The sequence below is a fragment of the Clostridium sp. LS3 genome (assembly GCF_055330225.1).
Window position 1 is genome coordinate 3,402,539 of record NZ_CM143921.1, and the last position, 19,885, is coordinate 3,422,423.

General features: G+C 25.9%; 21 protein-coding genes and 3 tRNA genes. 6 read left to right on the forward strand and 18 right to left on the reverse strand.

Annotated features, from left to right (window positions below):
• Positions 1 to 69: 69 nt before the first annotated feature.
• The 5 genes from ACZJV1_RS15990 to ACZJV1_RS16010 form a co-directional block, all read right to left on the reverse strand.
• Positions 70 to 870 carry a hypothetical protein gene (locus ACZJV1_RS15990; RefSeq protein ID WP_463650777.1) on the reverse strand — a complete coding sequence of 267 codons (801 nt, stop codon included), beginning with the start codon at positions 868 to 870 and terminating at the stop codon, positions 70 to 72.
• 77 nt (positions 871 to 947) lie between these two features.
• Positions 948 to 1,127, reverse strand: coding sequence for a hypothetical protein (locus ACZJV1_RS15995; RefSeq protein ID WP_463650778.1), 180 nt, complete (start codon positions 1,125 to 1,127; stop codon positions 948 to 950).
• Positions 1,128 to 1,542: 415 nt separating this feature from the next.
• Positions 1,543 to 2,883 (reverse strand): murein hydrolase activator EnvC family protein, encoded by a 1,341-nt coding sequence (locus ACZJV1_RS16000; protein ID WP_463650779.1) that lies wholly within the window; start codon positions 2,881 to 2,883, stop codon positions 1,543 to 1,545.
• A 17-nt stretch (positions 2,884 to 2,900) separates the two neighbouring features.
• Positions 2,901 to 4,148 carry a TcaA 3rd/4th domain-containing protein gene (locus ACZJV1_RS16005; protein ID WP_463650780.1) on the reverse strand — a complete coding sequence of 416 codons (1,248 nt, stop codon included), beginning with the start codon at positions 4,146 to 4,148 and terminating at the stop codon, positions 2,901 to 2,903.
• A 15-nt stretch (positions 4,149 to 4,163) separates the two neighbouring features.
• On the reverse strand, positions 4,164 to 4,505 hold the full coding sequence (locus tag ACZJV1_RS16010) for a hypothetical protein (RefSeq protein ID WP_463650781.1): 342 nt from the start codon (positions 4,503 to 4,505) through the stop codon (positions 4,164 to 4,166).
• A 148-nt stretch (positions 4,506 to 4,653) separates the two neighbouring features.
• Between ACZJV1_RS16010 and ACZJV1_RS16015 the strand changes: the two genes are divergently transcribed.
• Positions 4,654 to 5,421 (forward strand): PHP domain-containing protein, encoded by a 768-nt coding sequence (locus ACZJV1_RS16015; protein ID WP_463650782.1) that lies wholly within the window; start codon positions 4,654 to 4,656, stop codon positions 5,419 to 5,421.
• 93 nt (positions 5,422 to 5,514) lie between these two features.
• On the opposite strand, the gene ACZJV1_RS16020 is transcribed toward ACZJV1_RS16015, so the two are convergent.
• The 7 genes from ACZJV1_RS16020 to ACZJV1_RS16050 all read right to left on the reverse strand — a co-directional run bounded on the left by ACZJV1_RS16020 (position 5,515) and on the right by ACZJV1_RS16050 (position 10,101).
• On the reverse strand, positions 5,515 to 6,018 hold the full coding sequence (locus tag ACZJV1_RS16020; RefSeq protein WP_463650783.1) for a GNAT family N-acetyltransferase: 504 nt from the start codon (positions 6,016 to 6,018) through the stop codon (positions 5,515 to 5,517).
• A 50-nt stretch (positions 6,019 to 6,068) separates the two neighbouring features.
• Positions 6,069 to 6,533 (reverse strand): GNAT family N-acetyltransferase, encoded by a 465-nt coding sequence (locus tag ACZJV1_RS16025; protein ID WP_463650785.1) that lies wholly within the window; start codon positions 6,531 to 6,533, stop codon positions 6,069 to 6,071.
• Positions 6,534 to 6,639: 106 nt separating this feature from the next.
• On the reverse strand, positions 6,640 to 7,440 hold the full coding sequence (locus tag ACZJV1_RS16030) for a YhfC family intramembrane metalloprotease (RefSeq protein ID WP_463650786.1): 801 nt from the start codon (positions 7,438 to 7,440) through the stop codon (positions 6,640 to 6,642).
• A 36-nt stretch (positions 7,441 to 7,476) separates the two neighbouring features.
• Complete coding sequence (locus ACZJV1_RS16035; RefSeq protein WP_463650787.1) at positions 7,477 to 8,292, reverse strand: DUF5808 domain-containing protein; 816 nt, start codon at positions 8,290 to 8,292, stop codon at positions 7,477 to 7,479.
• 22 nt (positions 8,293 to 8,314) lie between these two features.
• Positions 8,315 to 8,551 (reverse strand): hypothetical protein, encoded by a 237-nt coding sequence (locus tag ACZJV1_RS16040; protein WP_463650788.1) that lies wholly within the window; start codon positions 8,549 to 8,551, stop codon positions 8,315 to 8,317.
• Between the two features lie 28 nt (positions 8,552 to 8,579).
• Entirely contained in the window at positions 8,580 to 9,710 is a 1,131-nt protein-coding gene (locus ACZJV1_RS16045; protein WP_463650789.1) for a DUF5808 domain-containing protein, read from the reverse strand.
• A gap of 10 nt (positions 9,711 to 9,720) precedes the next feature.
• On the reverse strand, positions 9,721 to 10,101 hold the full coding sequence (locus ACZJV1_RS16050) for a GntR family transcriptional regulator (RefSeq protein WP_463650790.1): 381 nt from the start codon (positions 10,099 to 10,101) through the stop codon (positions 9,721 to 9,723).
• Positions 10,102 to 10,266: 165 nt separating this feature from the next.
• Between ACZJV1_RS16050 and ACZJV1_RS16055 the strand changes: the two genes are divergently transcribed.
• Complete coding sequence (locus ACZJV1_RS16055) at positions 10,267 to 10,464, forward strand: PspC domain-containing protein (protein ID WP_463650791.1); 198 nt, start codon at positions 10,267 to 10,269, stop codon at positions 10,462 to 10,464.
• Between the two features lie 40 nt (positions 10,465 to 10,504).
• On the opposite strand, the gene ACZJV1_RS16060 is transcribed toward ACZJV1_RS16055, so the two are convergent.
• Entirely contained in the window at positions 10,505 to 12,103 is a 1,599-nt protein-coding gene (locus tag ACZJV1_RS16060; RefSeq protein ID WP_463650792.1) for a putative ABC transporter permease subunit, read from the reverse strand.
• The gene (locus ACZJV1_RS16065) at positions 12,096 to 12,809 is read right to left on the reverse strand and encodes an ABC transporter ATP-binding protein (protein WP_463650793.1); all 714 of its coding nucleotides are present in this window, start codon (positions 12,807 to 12,809) and stop codon (positions 12,096 to 12,098) included. Before ACZJV1_RS16065 ends, ACZJV1_RS16060 begins: the two co-directional genes overlap by 8 nt.
• Positions 12,810 to 13,059: 250 nt before the next feature.
• Here ACZJV1_RS16065 and ACZJV1_RS16070 point away from each other — a divergent pair, with 250 nt between their 5' ends.
• From ACZJV1_RS16070 to ACZJV1_RS16080, 3 genes are all read left to right on the forward strand, one after another.
• Positions 13,060 to 13,686, forward strand: coding sequence for an ECF transporter S component (locus tag ACZJV1_RS16070; protein ID WP_463650794.1), 627 nt, complete (start codon positions 13,060 to 13,062; stop codon positions 13,684 to 13,686).
• A gap of 213 nt (positions 13,687 to 13,899) precedes the next feature.
• On the forward strand, positions 13,900 to 14,082 hold the full coding sequence (locus tag ACZJV1_RS16075) for an alpha/beta-type small acid-soluble spore protein (protein ID WP_411168881.1): 183 nt from the start codon (positions 13,900 to 13,902) through the stop codon (positions 14,080 to 14,082).
• Between the two features lie 38 nt (positions 14,083 to 14,120).
• Positions 14,121 to 14,303, forward strand: a complete 183-nt coding sequence (locus tag ACZJV1_RS16080; protein WP_411168882.1) for an alpha/beta-type small acid-soluble spore protein — start codon at positions 14,121 to 14,123, stop codon at positions 14,301 to 14,303.
• A 40-nt stretch (positions 14,304 to 14,343) separates the two neighbouring features.
• Here the strand turns inward: ACZJV1_RS16080 and ACZJV1_RS16085 are convergent.
• The 4 genes from ACZJV1_RS16085 to clpB all read right to left on the reverse strand — a co-directional run bounded on the left by ACZJV1_RS16085 (position 14,344) and on the right by clpB (position 17,342).
• A tRNA-Cys gene (locus ACZJV1_RS16085) sits at positions 14,344 to 14,418 on the reverse strand.
• 21 nt (positions 14,419 to 14,439) lie between these two features.
• Positions 14,440 to 14,515, reverse strand: a tRNA-Lys gene (locus ACZJV1_RS16090).
• An 11-nt stretch (positions 14,516 to 14,526) separates the two neighbouring features.
• Positions 14,527 to 14,603 (reverse strand) — tRNA-Arg (locus ACZJV1_RS16095).
• Between the two features lie 135 nt (positions 14,604 to 14,738).
• Positions 14,739 to 17,342, reverse strand: a complete 2,604-nt coding sequence (clpB, locus tag ACZJV1_RS16100; RefSeq protein ID WP_463650795.1) for an ATP-dependent chaperone ClpB — start codon at positions 17,340 to 17,342, stop codon at positions 14,739 to 14,741.
• 183 nt (positions 17,343 to 17,525) lie between these two features.
• Here clpB and ACZJV1_RS16105 point away from each other — a divergent pair, with 183 nt between their 5' ends.
• Positions 17,526 to 19,592: a helix-turn-helix domain-containing protein gene (locus ACZJV1_RS16105; RefSeq protein ID WP_463650796.1), complete on the forward strand. Its 2,067-nt coding sequence runs from the start codon at positions 17,526 to 17,528 to the stop codon at positions 19,590 to 19,592.
• Positions 19,593 to 19,885 lie beyond the last annotated feature (293 nt).

Here is a 19,885-nt window from a genome sequence, read left to right on the forward strand (position 1 = left end):
GATATAACTACGTTATTATACCATATAATATTAATTATTTTCAAATATTTGTTTGGTTAATTTTTTCCTTTAGTTAATTAACTCTCCATTAGGACTTATATACTTAACATTGCCATCAATTTTAACTTCTAATCCTTTGTCTTTTAAATCTCCAAATTTAAGTTCTTTTCCTTTAGAGTTCCATAATGTTGTATGACTATTATTATTTAAGTCTATAACCCATATGTATTTATTTAAATCATATCCAAAATAAGGAACATTACTTACATATGCAATTTTTGTATCAGTTATAAATTTCCCCTCTACATTCCATAAGTATCCTTTATACGTTTCTAATACTGAATCCTTATTAAATGCTTCTCCATTAGGAGCAATATACTTATCCTTAGTTAAAGTTGTTTCTTTTTTATTTATATCAAAAAACTTCATATTTTGTTTTTCATCTATAGTTAAAATTAGTTTTTTAGATTGACTTATAGAATAATAAATATTATTTGGAACATCTTTTACTTCCTTAAACTTTAACTCACCATTTATCTCTTCATACTCTACTTTTAGTATAGCATTATCATTAACTTTAAGCTCAATCAGCTTAATTTCCGGTTCTTTAGGTGTTTCTTCAACTACTTCAGTATTTTCACTATTATTTAAATTATCAGTTGTATTGTTTTTATACTCTGAAATTTTATCTTCATCAATCCACATTTGGACTTTATTCCTAAGTGTATCCATATTTATGCTGCTCATAGCTATTCTCATAAATAAAAGTCCAACCACTAAAAATATTACTACTAAAATAATAGCTATTCTTCTTCTTCGTTTTCTCATTTTCCTCTCATAATCTCTACTGAATATGCTAGGTTTTCTCACACCTAATACCTCCTATAGCTTTATATTTATATTAAGAGCATTTACAATTATCTATTATAAAATACATTTATATGATATTATTTTCTCTTGCTTTTACAACCACATTTTGATCCACTACCTTTACTACTACAACATCCCCCACACTTTAGCATGCCAAGTTCTCTCATTTCTTCAACTGATAACTTAGCTTCATTTTCAGTGTAATCTTCATAGTCAGGTGTATCCCTTAATATATCTTCATTTTTTAAACTTATCATTTAAATCACCTCAATTTATATTATATAACTTATTTTGTGTAAATCTCTATATATTTTATATATTTTTAAATATTTTTATTTTCTAAAATGATAATATTTTCTAAAAAAATCTTATTTTCGATAAATTTTATAAAAACTATTGGATTTTATGACTAAATATAATATAATAAATATATAAATTTTACAATTATTTTATTAATTATATAACATTATATTTACCAGCCCATACTACTGTTAGTAATTTATTATTAGCAGTTTTAATAAAACCCCACATATGTTCATTTATTCCCTTTCTTAAATGAACATAAAAACCCTTTAACCTGTGCAATTTCTTGTGCAGGTTCTTTATTTTTATTTAAATAAAGACCTCTTTAGTATATAAAAATAACTAAAGAAGTCTTTTTCAAAATTAATTTTATAAATATCCCATTGGATTTGTATGTTGTCCATTAATTCTTATTTCCCAATGTATATGAGGTCCAGTACTCATTCCTGTAGATCCTACTAAAGCAATAGTTTGCCCTCTTGCAACAGTTTGTCCAACATCAACTAGTAATGAATTATTATGTCCATATAAAGTTTGGACTCCACCACCATGATCTATTATTATTGTATTTCCATATCCTGAAATCCAACCTGAATATGCAACTACTCCACTTTTTGATGCCGCTACAGGTGCTCCAGAAGGATCTCCTAAATCTACACCTGTATGGAATCCAGATTCACCTGTTACAGGATTTATTCTTGGTCCATATGGATCAGTTACTATACCATTTCCTGGTCTTAAAAAGCTTTCACTATTTGGATCACCTGGAGTTATATCTCCACCTGAGTTACCTCCTCCTGAGTTCTCTCCTCCCGAGTTATTACCACCAGAATTATTTCCACCATTATTTCCATTATTTATTTGATTAAATATATCATCTAAAGCTTGTTGTAATTCTCTATTATATGAAACCAAATCTCCAATTTTGTCTTCTATTTCCTTTTCCTTACCTGATAAAGATGAGATTAATCCTGACTTTTGTGATTCTAGGCCTTGGAGTTCGTCCATTTTATTTTTATGAAATTCTTCTTTAACTATAAATTCTTTTTGTGCACCTTTTAGTTCTTCTTGCTTTAATACTACTTCATTCTTATCACTTTCGATCTTTTCTAATTTTTTTGCAATTTCAACCTTCTCTTCTTCTAATTGCTTTTGAAGTTCTTTAGCTGACTTTATTAAATCTTTATCTAAATTCATTATTCTAAATATATTTTCTATGTTATTAAAAAGAGACACTATGCTTTCGCTTTTTAATAACATATATATGTAGTTTGAAGTTACATCCATCTTATAATAGCTTCTCACCCTTTTATCTAATGATTCCTTTATTTTCTTACCTTCTTCTTCTTTTTGTAATATAAGATTTTCTTTAGTCTTAATTTCATCCTGAGTAATTGCAATTTCATTATTTATTTTATTAATTTCATTTTGAACTTCATCTATCTTAACTTGATATGAATTTACATCAGACTTTGCTGCTTCTAAATCTTTACTTTTTTCATTTATTTGGCTTAATATTCCTTGTAACTCATTTGATTGATTTTCTATTTCACTATTTACCTTATCCTTTTCGTTCTCTAGATTGTTAATATCATTTGTATTCTGATCTATTTTATCTTGTAATGAACTACTATTTTCTGCTAATGCAATTGTATTACTAGAAAAAATTATTGCAATTGATAATGTTATCGCTCTTAATTTTTTATTCATAAGTATTACACCTACCCTTACTCTAAATTAAACTTTTGTACATCAGTTATTTCCCATTTTCCATTAACATATTTCATTTGAGTTAAAAACATTTCATCAACATTACTTTTAATAAATGGAATAAGCTTTTTACTTACACTATAATTTAGGTTTATAACTATATTAGCTTTATATGTATTATTTTCATAAGCAAATTCACTGCTTTTTATTTCTGTTTTTAGCTCACTAAGCTCATAATTGTTTTTTAAGAATAAACTTTCCCTTCTCATGCTATCATAAATCTTACTTTTTGCATCTTCTTCTGCATTTTCTATCAAAGAGTAATTATTTGAATTTAAAGCATTAAAAACACTTTCATAAAAGCTATTTGATAAGTTTTCTATATCTTTAATTAAATCATCATTAACCATATCTATATTTATCTTTATATCAGGTAATGTCCCTATAGGAACTTTTTCGCTTTTTATTAATCCCCATGGAAACTCTCTTTCTAAATGTACATAGATATCTTTATTTAATGGTAAAGGCCCATATTTTTTTATATCTTTCACCTTTTTGTTTGTATCTACATCATTTATAAATACATTTGCATCATCAAAATTTGATGATAAATTTATATTTACTGCTTTAAAATTTAGATTAAATTCCTTATTTTCTATTAAAAATATTTCTTGTTCTTCAGAAATCTTACCATACAATGTATCTAACTCTCCTCTTATTTTATATTTCCCGGGAATTAGACCTCTTTTTATCTTTGTTGCAGCTATAATATCATCATCTAAATAAACTTTAGCTTCATGAAAATTTGTATTAACTTTTATAGCCACGGACTCAATTTCTATTATATAATTATTTCCCAATAGCCTTTTATCTTCTTTTAAAAGAAAAAGTCCACTCTTTCCACTAGTTTTTAGTTCATTTATTATATTGTCAACTTGTGTAGTATTCTCTGAATAATATTGAGTTAATGGCTCTAAGTCTTTTTTATTTATCTTTTTCTCTTCAATTCTAATATTTCTATATATTTTTTGGGGCTTGTTTTCTTTTAAAGCTACCTCTAAATTTTTTAGTACTATATCTCTTGATGCTCTGTAACTACCAACTCTAAAACCTATTAGAATAAAAAACAAAAAAATAAAGAGGATTAAAATTTTTCTTTTAAATAGAAATTCTTTAATATTATTAAAATTTAAACTTTTAATATCCTTACTTATAATGGATACATACTCTTTTAATTTTTTTAATAATTCATAAAATTTCTCCAAAACGCTCAACTCTCTTTACTCTAAAATATCTATTATCCATTTATTACACTTTACACATTTATAAAGTCTGATTACAAATAAGTCTAACATTTTCTCTTTACCAGAATTAATTAATTGTTCAGCCTCTGATTTTGTTATAAATTCATCATCCTCATCTAAAAATCCTGGTATTTCAACTATATAATTTTTATTTGTCTTGTCACAGCAATCATTCATTCCTACTACTTCAATTTCCTCATATGTTAATTCTCCACTAAGTTCTTCTATTATAGATATTATATCTTCAAATTCACTTAAATCATCTAAAAATTCTTCTTTGTAAAATACTAAGTCTTTTATTTCGAATAATTTCTTCATAATAACACACCTTTATCTATATTTTTTACTTTGATTTAATTTTATATTTAATAATACTATTTATCAAGGAGATTTTATATAATAATAACTCAATAAGAATTATATGTTATAATTTTAAAATAAATTGCTAATATGAAGGAGAGATTTTATGATATTTGATAGTCATATGCATTCTAGTTTTTCTACAGATAGTACTATGAATATATTAGATGCAATATCTTTTAGTGAAAATAAAAATATTGGAATAATAATAACAGATCATATGGATTTAGATTATCCATTAGACAATGAGTTTAGATTTGACATACCTAAATACTTTAGTGATTATGAAAGTTATAGATCAGATAAGGTTAAATTAGGAATAGAGATTGGATTAACTGAAAATAAACTTCTAGAAAATGAAGCTATAGCCTTTAAATATGATTTTGATTTTATTTTAGGCTCTATTCATGCAGTTAGAAATTTAGATATTTATGGTGAGTTTATTAACCAAGGCTACAACAAACATGATTTTTTTTCTTATTATTTCGAAGATATGCTTAAATGTGTAAAGTTATATAATAACTTTGATGCCTTATCTCATATAGATTATCCTTGTAGATATTGTTCCTTTGATAATAAAGAAATTATAGTTTCAGAATTTAAAGATTTACTTTCTGAAATCTTTACTACTTTAATAAGTAAGGGTAAGGTTCTAGAGTTAAATTCAAGTAGACTTCATATAAAGTCAGCACAAGATTCTTTAACAGATATATATAAACTTTACAAAGATTTAGGCGGCAAATATGTTACTCTTGGCTCAGATGCACATAATTATAGAAGTATCTCTAAAAATTTTGATATTGCAATAAATTTTATGGATCATATTGGTTTAAAAGGGGTTTATTTTGATAAAAGAAATTTAAAATACTTTTAATATAAACCTTATTATATTTTAAATTTATAATAAAAAATAAATAGCTATATTATCTGTTCAATAATATAGCCGTTTATTAATTTTTTAATATATTTATTTTAGTTCAGTCAGTTTTTCTATTTCTTTTTCAGTAAGTCTATAAGTTGTCCACTCATCCATTGGAACTGCTCCTAAAGACTTATAAAATTTTATTGAAGGCTCGTTCCAATTTAAACATGCCCATTCCATTCTTTTACATCCTTCTTCTTTCGCCTTCTTACCTAAAAACTTAAATATTTCCTTACCTATACCTTTACCCCTGGCTTCCTTTTTTATAAATATATCTTCTATATATAATCCGTTTCTTCCAATAAAAGTTGAGAAATTATAAAAATATACTGCATAACCTATAGTTTTGTTATCTAAATCTACTAGAACTACTTCTGCCCTATTATTTTCAAAAATAGATTCTCTTAAAGTTTCCCCTGTTGCAATAACTTCATTAGACATGTTTTCATATTCGGCTATTTCTTTAATTAATGATAATATTAGTTGAGTATCATCTTCTATAGCCTCTCTTATTTTTAAATTTTCCATATCAGTGTCGTAATATCTCATAAACTCTCCCTTCTTTTAGATAGAACTAAATAGCATAAAAAATTTTTTTATTAAACAATATCCTTTATCATTGCTATATCACATCTAGAACATACATCATCATAAAAGTCCTTAAATCCATATTTTATATAAAGCTTTACCGCTTTATATAAAACTGAATTTGTTTGTAGTATTATTTTTTTATAATTGAGTGCCTTAGCTAATTTAAAAGAATTTTCCATCATTATATTTCCAAATCCCATTCCTTGGAAATTTGGATTTAAATACATTTTTCTTAATTCACAAGTATCATCATTAATTTTATAAATACCATATGTTCCAATTATGTTTCCCTTAAACTCTATTACTTCAAAAGCCCCATTATTATTGAAATAATATTTATATATATCTGTTACATCTAAGTCTTCACATTCTGGATTTAAATCTAGTCCATAAAAACTTAAAACTTCTTTTACTAAATTCAATATTTTAGGCTCATCTCCAACTATAGCCTTTCTTATTATAATATCCTTCATAATTTTGCCCCCTATTATTCCATATAAATTAATAGATTCCTATAAAAATAGAAATCTATTAATCCACCTATAATTTTACTAATTTAATAATATTATAACGGTTTTTTTATAATATTTCATCAATATTATTAAACTTTTTTATAAAAATTCTAAATATATATCCTAATAGGGCTATTACTTCAATTAGCAAAACAACTTCAATTATAAATATATTTTTAATTATTCCTAATTGGTATAGAACTGCTGGAAAATTTATTACTGCATGTAATAATATTGCTATTATATAGTAAATGTATTTTCTTTCTTTTACTGAATATAAAACTATAATAGATAATGATATTTGAATTAATATGGCTAATATTCTTTCAATTCCAGGAGCGCCCCATATAAATGGACTACTATTTACAAATTGATTATAAGTTGCACTAATAACTTCCTTTGGAACTAATGCTCCTTCCATTATTGACTCGAATCCACCTCTATTTATTAACATAGCGTATACTATTGAGTTTAAACTGCCTATTCCTCCAATCAATATAGCTTCAATTCCACCATGTCCAACTCCATATGTTATTCCTCCTAATAAATCTCTATCTTTTATTAGAAACTTAAAAGATATAAACCTTGCTGTTTCTTCAAATATTCCAGCCATTAGTCCACCATATAACATATATGCTACTGGTGTATTTAATAAAAAATCTGATGTAGTATTGTTGAACTTTAAGAAATAAAAATGTATTGGTGCTTCTAAAAGTTGTGTTGATACAAAAAATGCTATAGCTCCTATAAAAAATATTTTTATACTAACATTATATTTCTTTTTTAAAAATATAAGCCCTCCTATAGGTAGTCCTACACTTACTAATAAGCTAAATACCATAAAAGTAATTGATAAGATACTGACCATATTTAATCCCCCTTCTTAAATTTAAACATTAAATTTCTAATCATATATAGAAAAAATAATTATTAATACTATAAGTAAAACTAATAATATTATTGCTTTTTTATTAGCAAAATTAATTGTGTATCCTATTCCAACTCTTTTTTCAATCATCAATGCTGGATCATTCTTATTGTAATAAAACATTCCCCATACCCATTTATCATCATCATCTTTATATAGGTCATCTCCCTCATTATCTTCTTTTATATTTCTTCCACCTTGTCCTATTAGTATAAATGCAATTATAAATATTAACATACTAATTGATATAACAATATTTATAGCGCCTTCTAATGATTTTGTATAAATTTTATAAATTATTCCAAGTTGTATTGTTGAATATAATAACAACATTTCAATTTCAGTTATAAATATAAATATAGAAATTAGTCTTCTAAACCTCTTTTTTCTTTTTACTGCTATCTCAATATTTCCACTATTTAAATCAACTTTTGAATTTAATGTTATCTTAATTAGTACAAATATAGATATACACATTATAATTTGATTTACAGGTATCTTATAAATATCATATGGATTCATATTTAAAATATATTCTCTTCTTAATATAGTTAATACTAAAATAATAATAGAAATTAATATTGGAATTAAAAAAAACTTTTGGTTTAGTGCTTTATATTTTTCATTTTTCTTTGGTTTTCTTAATGTCGTATCTACAACTACAACATTATTAGTTTTATAATTCAAATTATTATTTTCTTTTAATTCTTTTATTTTTTTATAGTAAATACCAAATAAAATGGTGTGAATTAAAAGAGCTCCTATTAATGATATTGTCATTATTATGGACAATATAGACTCACTAGCTTTCAAATTAGAAATTAGAAATTATAAATACATTAGTTATTACAAAATAAACCCCAAATATATAAAGTATATTTCTTTTATAGTCTTTATCTAAGGCTTTTATTTCACTTGACTCCTGATATTTTTTAGGAATTCTAACTCCAAAATATATCCCCTTATTAGAAGCACTATTCAAATAATATGATAAAAGAACCATAGTTATTATAATAATATTTGAAGTTAATATAATCATAAAGCTTTGCAAAATAAATCCACCCCTTATTCGCTTTTTATTATATTCCTCTTACAGCTAAATATATTATTACTATTAATATTAAAATTATAGGTAATCCCATAAAAATCATTCCTATTGGATTTCCTAAATTCACATCCCATCCAACACCTATTCTTTTTTCTACAAATATGCTTGGATCTTTTTTGTTATAATAAAAGTTTCCAAATATCCAGTTTTTATCATCATCTCTGTATATTTCTTTATCTTCTTTATTAAATTTAACATTTTTTCCACCTTGGCCTATTTTATAGCTTATAACTGTAAAAATAATTACCGTTATTAATATTACAGGTAAGAAAATTATATTTATAATATTTACATTCCAAGAAAAAATAGTGCAAAATTGTATAAATGCAAACATAATTGAAATTTCTAAAGCAATTATAAATAAAAGTATAGAGTTAACTCTTTTAAAAACTTTTCTTTGTTTTTTAATTTCTTCTAATGTTCCACTATTAATTTCAACTTTACTATTTATAGCAAATTTGTTCATTACAGTTAAAAAAATTATCATTCCAACTTGAAATAAGGTCGGAAATAAAACTAAGTAAAAAAATCCTTTAAAACCTTCTTTATTTACAAAACTATCAGCTATTCCTTCGCCATTATAATGAATTGGAAAAGGATCTGGTACATTTTTATAAGCAATAAGAGTTAATATAACTGTTATTAAAGGAATAATTAATAATAATAAAAAAGTCTTAGTTTTTATTACAACATCATCATCTTTTACTTTTGGTTTTCTAATTGTAGTATCCACAAGAACTACATTCTTACCAAGGCTTTTCCAGCCTTTTTGTTCCTTAAGCCTCATTGTTTTTTTCCAATAAATAAATATAGGAATATTAGTTACTATAATTAAAATAATTGTTAATAAAAGAAATATAGAAATCTTAGAAGTAAAGAATACAAGTATATTAATTATAATAATTAGTGGTAAAATAAATATTAAATAATTTTTCTTATACTCTTTTTCTAGACTAACTATATCTTCATCTCTTTCATATTCCTTTGGAACTCTAACTCCAAAAATGATTCCATTATTAGAAAACTTATTTACAAGAAAAGTTGAAAAAAATAGAATTATACTTACAAAAATAGTGCTTCCTAAAATTATTATCTTTTCCACTAATCCTCACCTACTTTTTATTAAAATCTAAAAATACTTCATATATATAATCTTTAATTTCATCTTTACTTATACCTCTATTAAAACATTGAGCCATATAATAATATAAGTTATCATTTAAATCTTCTTTAAACCTTTCCATGGATTGCTCTAAACTTAAGGAAACTACGGCACCTTTTCTTCTATCAATCTTTATATATCCTTCTTCTTTAAGCATGGTATAAGCCTTATTTACAGTATGCATATTTACCCCTATATCTTCAGCTAAGGATCTAACTGAAGGTAATTCTTCATCTATTTCAATCTCTCCCCTTGCTATTCCTTCAATGACTTGATTTTTTATTTGAATATAAATTGGAACTTCCGAATCGAAGTCTATCCTCAAAATCACTAAATCACCTCTTTTGTCCATAATTAATTTAAGATTTTCTTAAGTTTTATCTAAAGTAAAACTTAAGAAAAAATTTGTATTATAATTACATTATATATTAGAATAATAAAGTATAATATAAGTATATAGCCTTTATTATAATAAAATCATTGAGGAGGGGTTATAATGAATAAAAAACTTTATAAAATTTCTGCTCAAAAAAGAGTAGCTGGTGTATGTGCTGGCTTTGCAGAATATATTCATGCTGATGTAACATTAATTAGGGTTTTAGCCCTATTAATAATTCTTTGTTCTTTTTCTATAGGATTAATATTCTATTTAGGATGTGCCCTTATAATGCCTGATAAATCTGAGATAATGTAAATTTAACTGACAATTACTAAAAGTAATTGTCAGTTTTTAATTATAGTCTATTAAATAACTTTACAGAAATAGTATTTAAAAGCGTCATTAATATTCCTAATAATAATGCTTCATATATTAAAACACCTAATAAAAACATAGTAACATTTGATATATTACCATATATAAATATAACTACAGGAACTGCTATAACTGATGCTGATATAAGCATTTGAATTAAAACACTTGCGCTTTGCTTTACTACAGAAGTTTCGGAAACCCAATTTAAATTGGGGAAATATAAGTTAACTATTATTCCTAGTATAGGAACTACGAAAGAATATAGTGTTGAAATAATAATAAGCCATATTAGTTGATTTATTGATAGTTTTAATGAAAATGTAAATATAATATCTGCAATAGCTACACTTGGTAAAATTAACATTAAATTCATCATTATCTTAGCCTTAAATATTTCTACTGGCTTAATAGGACTTGACTTCAATATCCATAAGTTTTTTCCTTCTAATGATATTGAAGAATTGGTTGTGCAGGACATAGCTAAAATTCCACATACAATAACTATAATAAATAAAGGCATAATTTCTTTTATTACTTCTACTTCAAATATAGTTGTAATTACGTCTTCTCCTAAGAATAAAGTTGCTATTGAAACTCCTAATAATAATAATGGTCCAATTATGGTATTTACTACATATATAGGTGAAGCAAAATATCTCTTTATTTCTTTTTTAAATAACGCCATTAATTGAGAAGAACTTTTCATTTTCTTTAATTTATAATTAGCCCTTTTGTAACTTTCTTGAAGTCTTGCACTTATGCTCTTAAAGCTCTTGTTAAATATAAGCACAAATAATGCAAATACTAAAATTGATAATAATAAAAATAATAAGATATCTATAAAGCTACCATTAGTTAATCCTTTTACAGCTAAAATTGCTGGTGGATAAATCTTTAAAATTCCATCACTAATAGATGCACTATTTGCTACTAATGTTTGTATAATGTCACCTGATCTAAAGGATATTATAAATATAATAAATACAACACCTAAAGTTCCTAAAGTAATAATCAAATTCTTATGCCTTAATCGTGATGAAATATAACTTATCACGAAAGCAACCACAGATGATATAACTATTGGAATAAGTGGTAATGCTAAAAATACTAATAATAAATTTAGAAAGAATACAGGTGATACTGTTGTATATTTAAAATAAATTATTGCTGGTGGTAGTAACGTAAATAATAATAAAAAGTAATTAATTACTAGCAGATGCATCATCTTTGAAATTAAAATATCACTTTTCTTAATTGGTAAACTCATCAGCAAATCATAGTCTTTAAATGAAAATAATATTCCTTGAGCCTTATAAATAGATGTAAAAAGTATCATTGCTGAACTTAACATAAAACCCATAACTAAAAGTATATCTAATAGTCCTAATTGTTGTAATCCCTTAGCTAAAAGTTCTGAATATAGTACTGCCATTACTAAAAATACAATTATAGAAAATCCAATTGTAGCAGTTATAAAAATAGCCTTATTTCTTTCTGTCTTTGATTTCTCTTTGGTAAACTTATTAATACCACTAGAATTAATAAATCTAATTTTTAAAATATTTCCTAATTTACTCATTCTCTATCAACTCCATAAATATATCTTCTAATGAACTATTTCCTTTTACTTCATCTATCTTACCTTGAGATACTATATTTCCAGCTTTTATTATTGCTACCTTATCGCATAACTTTTCTGCTACTTCTAGAACATGAGTAGAGAAAAATATCGCTACTCCATCATTACAAAGCTTTCTCATTTCTTCTTTTAAAATATGTGATGCTTTCGGGTCTAGTCCAACAAATGGTTCATCTAAAATTAAAAGTTTAGGCTTATGAATTAAAGCAGAAATTATAACTAATTTTTGCTTCATTCCATGTGAATAAGATGATATTAAATCTCCTAATACTGACATTATTTCAAATTTTTCCGAATAAAATTTTATTAGATTTTCTCTTTCTTCTTTTGGAACTTCATATATATCGCCTATAAAATTTAAGTATTGTATTCCTGTTAAAGATTCATAAATATCTGGGTTATCTGGTATATATGCTATCTTTCTCTTACAACTAATCGGTTCTTCTTTAATTGATACTCCATCTATTAATATATCGCCTTCATTAAATTCTAAAATTCCAACTACAGATTTAATAGTAGTTGTTTTTCCAGCTCCATTGTGACCTATAAAACCAAATATCTCTCCAGCCTTTACAGTAATTGAAATATCATTTACAGCCTTTTTACCATTTTTATATGACTTTGAAAATTTTATTATATCTAACATGCTATTCTCCCTCTCATTAATTTTATTATACTTGTTATACATATACTATAACAAGTATAATAAGTTTACAATATCTTTTAAAATTTTCTTTTATTATTTTATAGTCTTTTTAAGTCTAAATATTTCTCTTTACAGTTTATGTATATATGATAAAATAAAGTAGTCGGTATTCTAAGGAAACTGAACTTAATGCAAAAATTCATTTTTTGCCGAATTATATCCTAAATGGAATAAGAACGGAGGAATTAAAATGTTAAACACCAGAGGGATGGGAAAATCTCGTGAAAATGTTAGAAAGATGGTAGTAGTTGCAATGCTATCAGGTATTTGTTTATTTTTAGGCTTAACAGGACTTGGCTTTATACCATTGCCCCTTTTTAAGCTAACCATTTTACATTTGCCTGTAATAATTGGAGCTATAATAGAAGGACCTGTAGCAGGAGCTGCAATCGGTTTTATTTTTGGATTATTTTCAATATATCAAAATATAACTACTCCTACTCCAATGTCTCCATTTTTTTATAACCCATTAGTTTCTATACTTCCTAGAGTATTAATAGGAGTAGTTTCCTATTATATTTACAGCTTTTTAAAAACAAAATTTAAAAATCGTAAAATCTCTATAGGTATTGCTGCTATTTTGGGTTCATTAACTAATACAATAGGAGTTCTTGGTAGTATTTACTTAATTTATTTTAAAGATTATGCTTCTATACTTATGGAAAAAGGTTCTATTACATCCTATTCTAGAGGTACTGTCACCTTTGCCTTATTATCTATAGTAGGTACTAACGGCATTGCAGAAGCAGTATTATCAGCTCTAATCTCTATACCTGTTGTGATAGCAATATTTAAAATGCAAAAAAGAACTAATTAAATATTATAAAAGGTTATTTGAAAATGTCTTTCAAATAACCCTTTTTTATAGTCTGTACCATTTTTTTCTTACTTAAGAGTCATTTCCCTTTAATGTCTTAAATTTAATAGTTTATTAAGAATTTATTTACATAATATAATAGTACAAAGTTAAACAAGCTTTGTAAAACAAACTCAATACAAAACTTTTACAAGTTTTAAGGAGGGATTTATTATGGCAAAAAAATTAATACCTGAAGCTAAGAATGGATTAGCTAAATTTAAAAACGAAGTAGCTAGTGAAATGGGTGTACCTTTCACTGATTACAACGGTAACCTTTCTTCTAAGCAATGCGGTAGCGTTGGTGGAGAAATGGTTAAGAGAATGGTTCAACAATATGAATCTACATTAAAATAACCTGTATTTCAGTGTATCAAATTAAGGAGGGATTTATTATGGCAAAGAAATTAGTACCCGAAGCTAAAAATGGATTAGCTAAGTTCAAAAATGAAGTAGCTGGCGAAATGGGAGTACCTTTCACTGACTATAATGGAAACCTTAGCTCTAAGCAATGCGGTAGCGTTGGTGGAGAAATGGTTAAGAGAATGGTTCAACAATATGAGTCTACTATAAAATAATAAAATAAAAAAGAGAAGTTATAAACACTTCTCTTTTTTATGGAGCGAAAGACTGGACTCGAAGCCGAAACATTCACCTTTGCAAGGTGACGCTCTACCATTGAGCCACTTTCGCTAATACAAACATCATTTAAAATGGTGGCTTACCCGGGAATCGAACCCGGTACACCTTGATTAAAAGTCAAGTGCTCTACCGATTGAGCTAGTAAACCATAAATTTAAATGGTGCGTGTTAAGAGATTCGAACTCCTGGCCCACGCCTTAGAAGGGCGTTGCTCTATCCAGCTGAGCTAAACACGCGAATTTGCTACGTTGTTTATGATACATCATCAAGTCGTATTTTGTCAATAATTTTTTGTTTAAAAATTAAATATAAGTAATTCAAATATAAAAAGTTAAGGTGAAATCCTTAACTTTTTATATTTTTCTAATTTTCTATATATTAGCCTTTATGATTACTTCTTCACCCTCAATATCTACAATAACATTTGATCCATAACCTATTTCATCTTTTATAATTTTTCTTGCTAAATTATTTTCAAGTGCATTTTGAATATATCTCTTTAAAGGTCTTGCTCCGTAAACTACATCATAGCCTTCTCTTGCCATTATTGTCTTCGCAGAATCAGTTACTTCTAAAGTAATATTTTTATCTTTTAATTTATTAGAAACTTCTCTTAAGAAAATATCTATTATCTTTTTAATTCCATTTTCTGATAAAGGCTTAAACATTATTATGTCATCTACTCTGTTTAAGAACTCTGGCTTAAATCTTAATTTCATTTCATCCATAACTTGTTTTCTTATATTTCCACCTATGCCTTCTTCGCTTTTATTTTCTAGAAGATAGTTACTTCCTATATTAGATGTCATAATTATTATAGCATTCTTAAAGTCAACTGTTTTTCCTTTATTATCAGTTAATCTACCATCATCTAAGATTTGCAAGAAAATATTAAATACATCTTCATGTGCTTTTTCTATTTCATCAAATAATATTACACTATACGGATTTCTTCTAACAGCTTCAGTAAGCTGGCCACCTTCATCATAACCTACATATCCTGGAGGAGCTCCAACTAATCTAGATACAGAATGTTTTTCCATATATTCAGACATATCAATTCTTATTATATTTTCTTCAGCATCAAATAAATTTCTAGCTAAAGTTTTAGCAAGTTCTGTTTTACCTACCCCTGTAGGTCCTAGAAATATAAATGATCCTATTGGTTTATTTGCGTCTTTTAATCCTGCTCTAGCTCTTAGTATTGCATTAGACACTGCTGTAATTGCTTCTTCTTGCCCAATTACTCTTTCTTGCATTTCGTTTTCTAACCTTAATAGCTTTTCTCTTTCACCTTCTAATAAATTAGTAACAGGTATTCCAGTCCATCTAGAAAGGATTTTTGAAACATCTGCTTCTGTTACTTCTTCTTTTAAGAGAGCATCTTCATAGCTTTCTTTTACTTCTACTTCCTTTTGCTTTATTTCTTCTTCTAATGCTGGAATTAAACTATATTGTATTTCAGCAGCTTTATTATAATCATAATTTCTTTGAGCTGCTTCTAAATCACCTCTTGCACCATCTAGTTTAGATTTTAAATCTCTAAGATTTACTATAGCATCTCTTTCTTTTTCAAATTTTGCTGTCATTTCATCATTTTTAGCTTTTAACTCTGCTATATCTTTTTCTAATACTGATAGTTTTTTCTTAGAACCTTCATCACTTTCCTTAGTTAGAGCTTCTCTTTCAATCTCTAATTGGAATAGTTTTCTCCTTATATTGTCAAGTTCAGTTGGTAATGAATCTATTTCTGTTCTTATCATAGCTCCAGCTTCATCTATTAAGTCTATAGCTTTATCTGGTAAATATCTATCTTGAATATATCTATATGATAACTTTGCAGCTGCTATTAATGAAGAGTCATGTATTCTTACCCCATGATGAATTTCAAATCTTTCTTTTAAGCCTCTTAGTATAGATATAGTATCTTCTACTGTTGGTTCTTCTACAATTACTGGTTGAAATCTTCTTTCTAATGCCTTATCTTTTTCCATATATTTTCTATATTCATCAAAGGTTGTAGCACCTATACAGTGAAGTTCTCCTCTTGCTAATAATGGTTTTATTAAATTACCAGCATCCATAGCTCCATCAGTTTTTCCTGCACCAACTATAGTATGAATCTCATCTATAAATAATATTATTCTTCCTTCACTACTTTGAACTTCTTTTAAAACTGCTTTAAGTCTTTCTTCAAACTCACCTCTATATTTTGCTCCAGCTATTAATGAACCCATATCTAAAGAGAAAATAACTTTATTCTTTAACCCCTCTGGTACATCTCCTTTAACTATTCTTTCAGCTAAACCTTCTATTATAGCAGTTTTACCTACTCCTGGTTCTCCAATTAATACTGGATTATTTTTAGTTCTCCTTGAAAGAATTCTTATTGTTCTTCTTATTTCATCATCTCTTCCTATAACAGGATCAAGCTTATGCTTTTTAGCAAGCTCTGTAAGGTTAGTACCATACTTTCCTAAAGCCTCATAAGTTCCTTCAGGATCTTGTGTTTCTACTCTTTGATTGCCTCTAACTTCTTTTAAAACTTCCATAAAAGTATTTTTATTTATATTATATTTATTTAATAAGTTTTTAACTTCTCCACCTTTATCTACTTCAATTATTGAAAGCATTATATGCTCAACACTAATATAAGAATCTTCAAACTTCTTAGCTATCTCTTCTGCTTTTACTAAAACTTCTTCTATTTGTCTTGTTGCATAAACACCTGAAGAGTTAGCACCCTCACCTAAAACCCTTGGCATCTTTTCTAATATTTTAATTAAATCTTCCTCTAATGATTTAACTCTAATGCCTATTTTAGTTATTATGTTAGGTATTAGCCCATCTTCTTGTTGGACTAATGCTGTAAATAAATGTATTAACTCTACTTGCTGATGATTATATTTAACTGCTACTAAACTAGCATCATTTAGAGCTTGTTGTACTCTTAATGTCATTTTCTCAATATTCATGCTTCACTCCTCCTTATCTTTACCTTTTTACTAATTTTATTTCCTTCTATATTTATATATTAATATAAAAGTCAAAGTAAGTCAAAGTATATTTTTTGAATTTTCCACTTAAAATTTTCTTATTTATATAAAATAGGCTATAATTAAATTATAGTTTAATTTAGTTATAAAAGAGGTGATTTTATGAGAAAAGAGTATATAACTTATCCACTAGATTCTCCAGTTAAAATATCCTATGCAAATATCAAAGAATACCCAATACATTGGCACAACTCAATAGAGATATTATATGTTCTAAAAGGAAGTATAAATGTAAATATAGATACCGACTCATTTGAAGTATTAGAAAAAGAACTTGAAATTATAAATGTTGATGAATCTCATAGAATCTATAGTAATGAGGATAACAGGGTTTTAATATTTCATATAGATCCTTACTTTTTCGAAAAATACTATAAAGATATAAATAATATATTCTTTTATACAAATTCCACTGATGATGGAGCTCAAGAGGGAGATGAATACGACCTACTTAGAAATTTTCTAGTGAAGCTTTTATGTGAATCAGTTCAAAAAATAGATGATTATGATAAAGAAATAGAATCTATTTTAGTTGATTTGCTTTATCATCTTATAAATAATTTTCATTATCTTACTTATGAAAAAGAAGAGCTAAAAGAAAAAACAGAACAACTTGCTAGATATCATAGAATTTCTAAATATATATTTAATAATTATGATAGTAATATTACATTACAAGAAATAGCTAAAAAAGAATTTCTAAGTCCACACTATTTATCACATGAAATAAAATATGCTACTGGATATAGCTTTACTGACTTAGTTAATCTTACTAGAGTTGAGGAATCTGTAAAATTATTATTAGATAGTGATTTAAGTATTTCTGATATATCTGATGAAGTTGGGTTTTCTCATGTTAGATATTTAAATAAAAATTTTAAAAATTATTACGGTTGTACTCCTCTTCAGTTTAGGAAAAAAAATAAATTGACCGATGCTGAACTTGAAGAAATTAAATCAATTGAAATGTTAAAATTAGAAGATGCTCTAGAATATCTTTCATATGAATTAGAAGATTATGAAAGATTTAATTATGAAAATAAACTTTGGAAAATTCATATAGATATGGATACAACCCTAAAAGACTTTGATAAAAGCTATAGTGAAGTAATAAATCTAGATGATGCTTTTGATTTATTGCTCGAAGATAACAAAGATATACTAGAAGAAATTCAAGAGGAGCTTCATTTTAGTTATGCAAGACTTGAAAATATGTTTAATAGTGATATGGGGGTTTTTCCTAAGGCTGATTTCTATAATTGGAATAAAGCGAAGAGTGTTATAGAATTTTTAGATTATATAGGTTTAAAGCCTATTATATTAATTGATAACTCTAATTTTACGTCTGATAAATATAAGCAAGTTTTAAATAGCTTTTTTGAATATTTCTCAGAAATAGACTATATTGATATATCTAAATTTAAATTTCAATTTACTCCTGCTATATCTTCAGATATAAAAACATCATTACAACCCTTCCTTATTGAGGATTGTAATTTAGATGTAATTGAAGATAACTTTATATGTGCTAAAAATTTAAACAAAATTTATGATACAACTTATATGCTTCCCTATATAATTCATAATACCATCTTTAATAAAGACTCCTTAAGCTTTTTAAGAGCTTTTGATGTTTTAGAAAAAGAAATTAGTTTAACTAATGAAGTATTTATAGGTGCTCCAGGACTTGTTAATGACATGGGAATTAGAAAGCCTTCATATTATGCATATTATTTGCTTAGTAAGCTAGGCAATGAAATTGTTGCTATGGAAAACGGCTATATAGTTACAAAAAAAGATGATGAATACTGTATTTTACTTTATTCTTATACAGATGAAATAAATGAACTTCAAAAATATGATGATATATTTACTAAAAGAGGTAAAAGAAAAATATATAAAAGAAAATTTTCTTTAAATATTGAAAATATAAAGAAATCCTCTAGAATAATAACTTATGAAATTAGTGAAAAGGTTGGATCTTCTTATAATTACTGGCTATCTATGGGATCACCAGACAGGTTAAACAAGGAAGAAAAAGAAATTTTGCATAAGGCATCTTTCCCTAAAATAGATTTTAAGTACTCAAAGAAAAATACCATATTAAATATAATAACAGAACTTAGAGGATATGCAGCTAAGTTAATTTTAATAAAAAATATTAAATAAAGTACAAAGAGACCAAATTTCATGGTTTCTTTGTACTTTTTCAAATTATTTTTTTAAATTTTAATAACTTAAATGTACTTAAATATTAACACTTAAGTCAATTCTTTTATACTTATATTTCATTATAATTTAATTATAAGTATAACTTTCAAATTTTAGAAAGGATTGATTTTCAATGAGAGGCTTATTCTTTATGCCTGGTATTTTATCAAAGTATTCATTAATAAGTATTTTAACATCAATTTTTCATCCATATAAATAAATATTCTTAAATGTTAAAAAGGTAGTGCTAC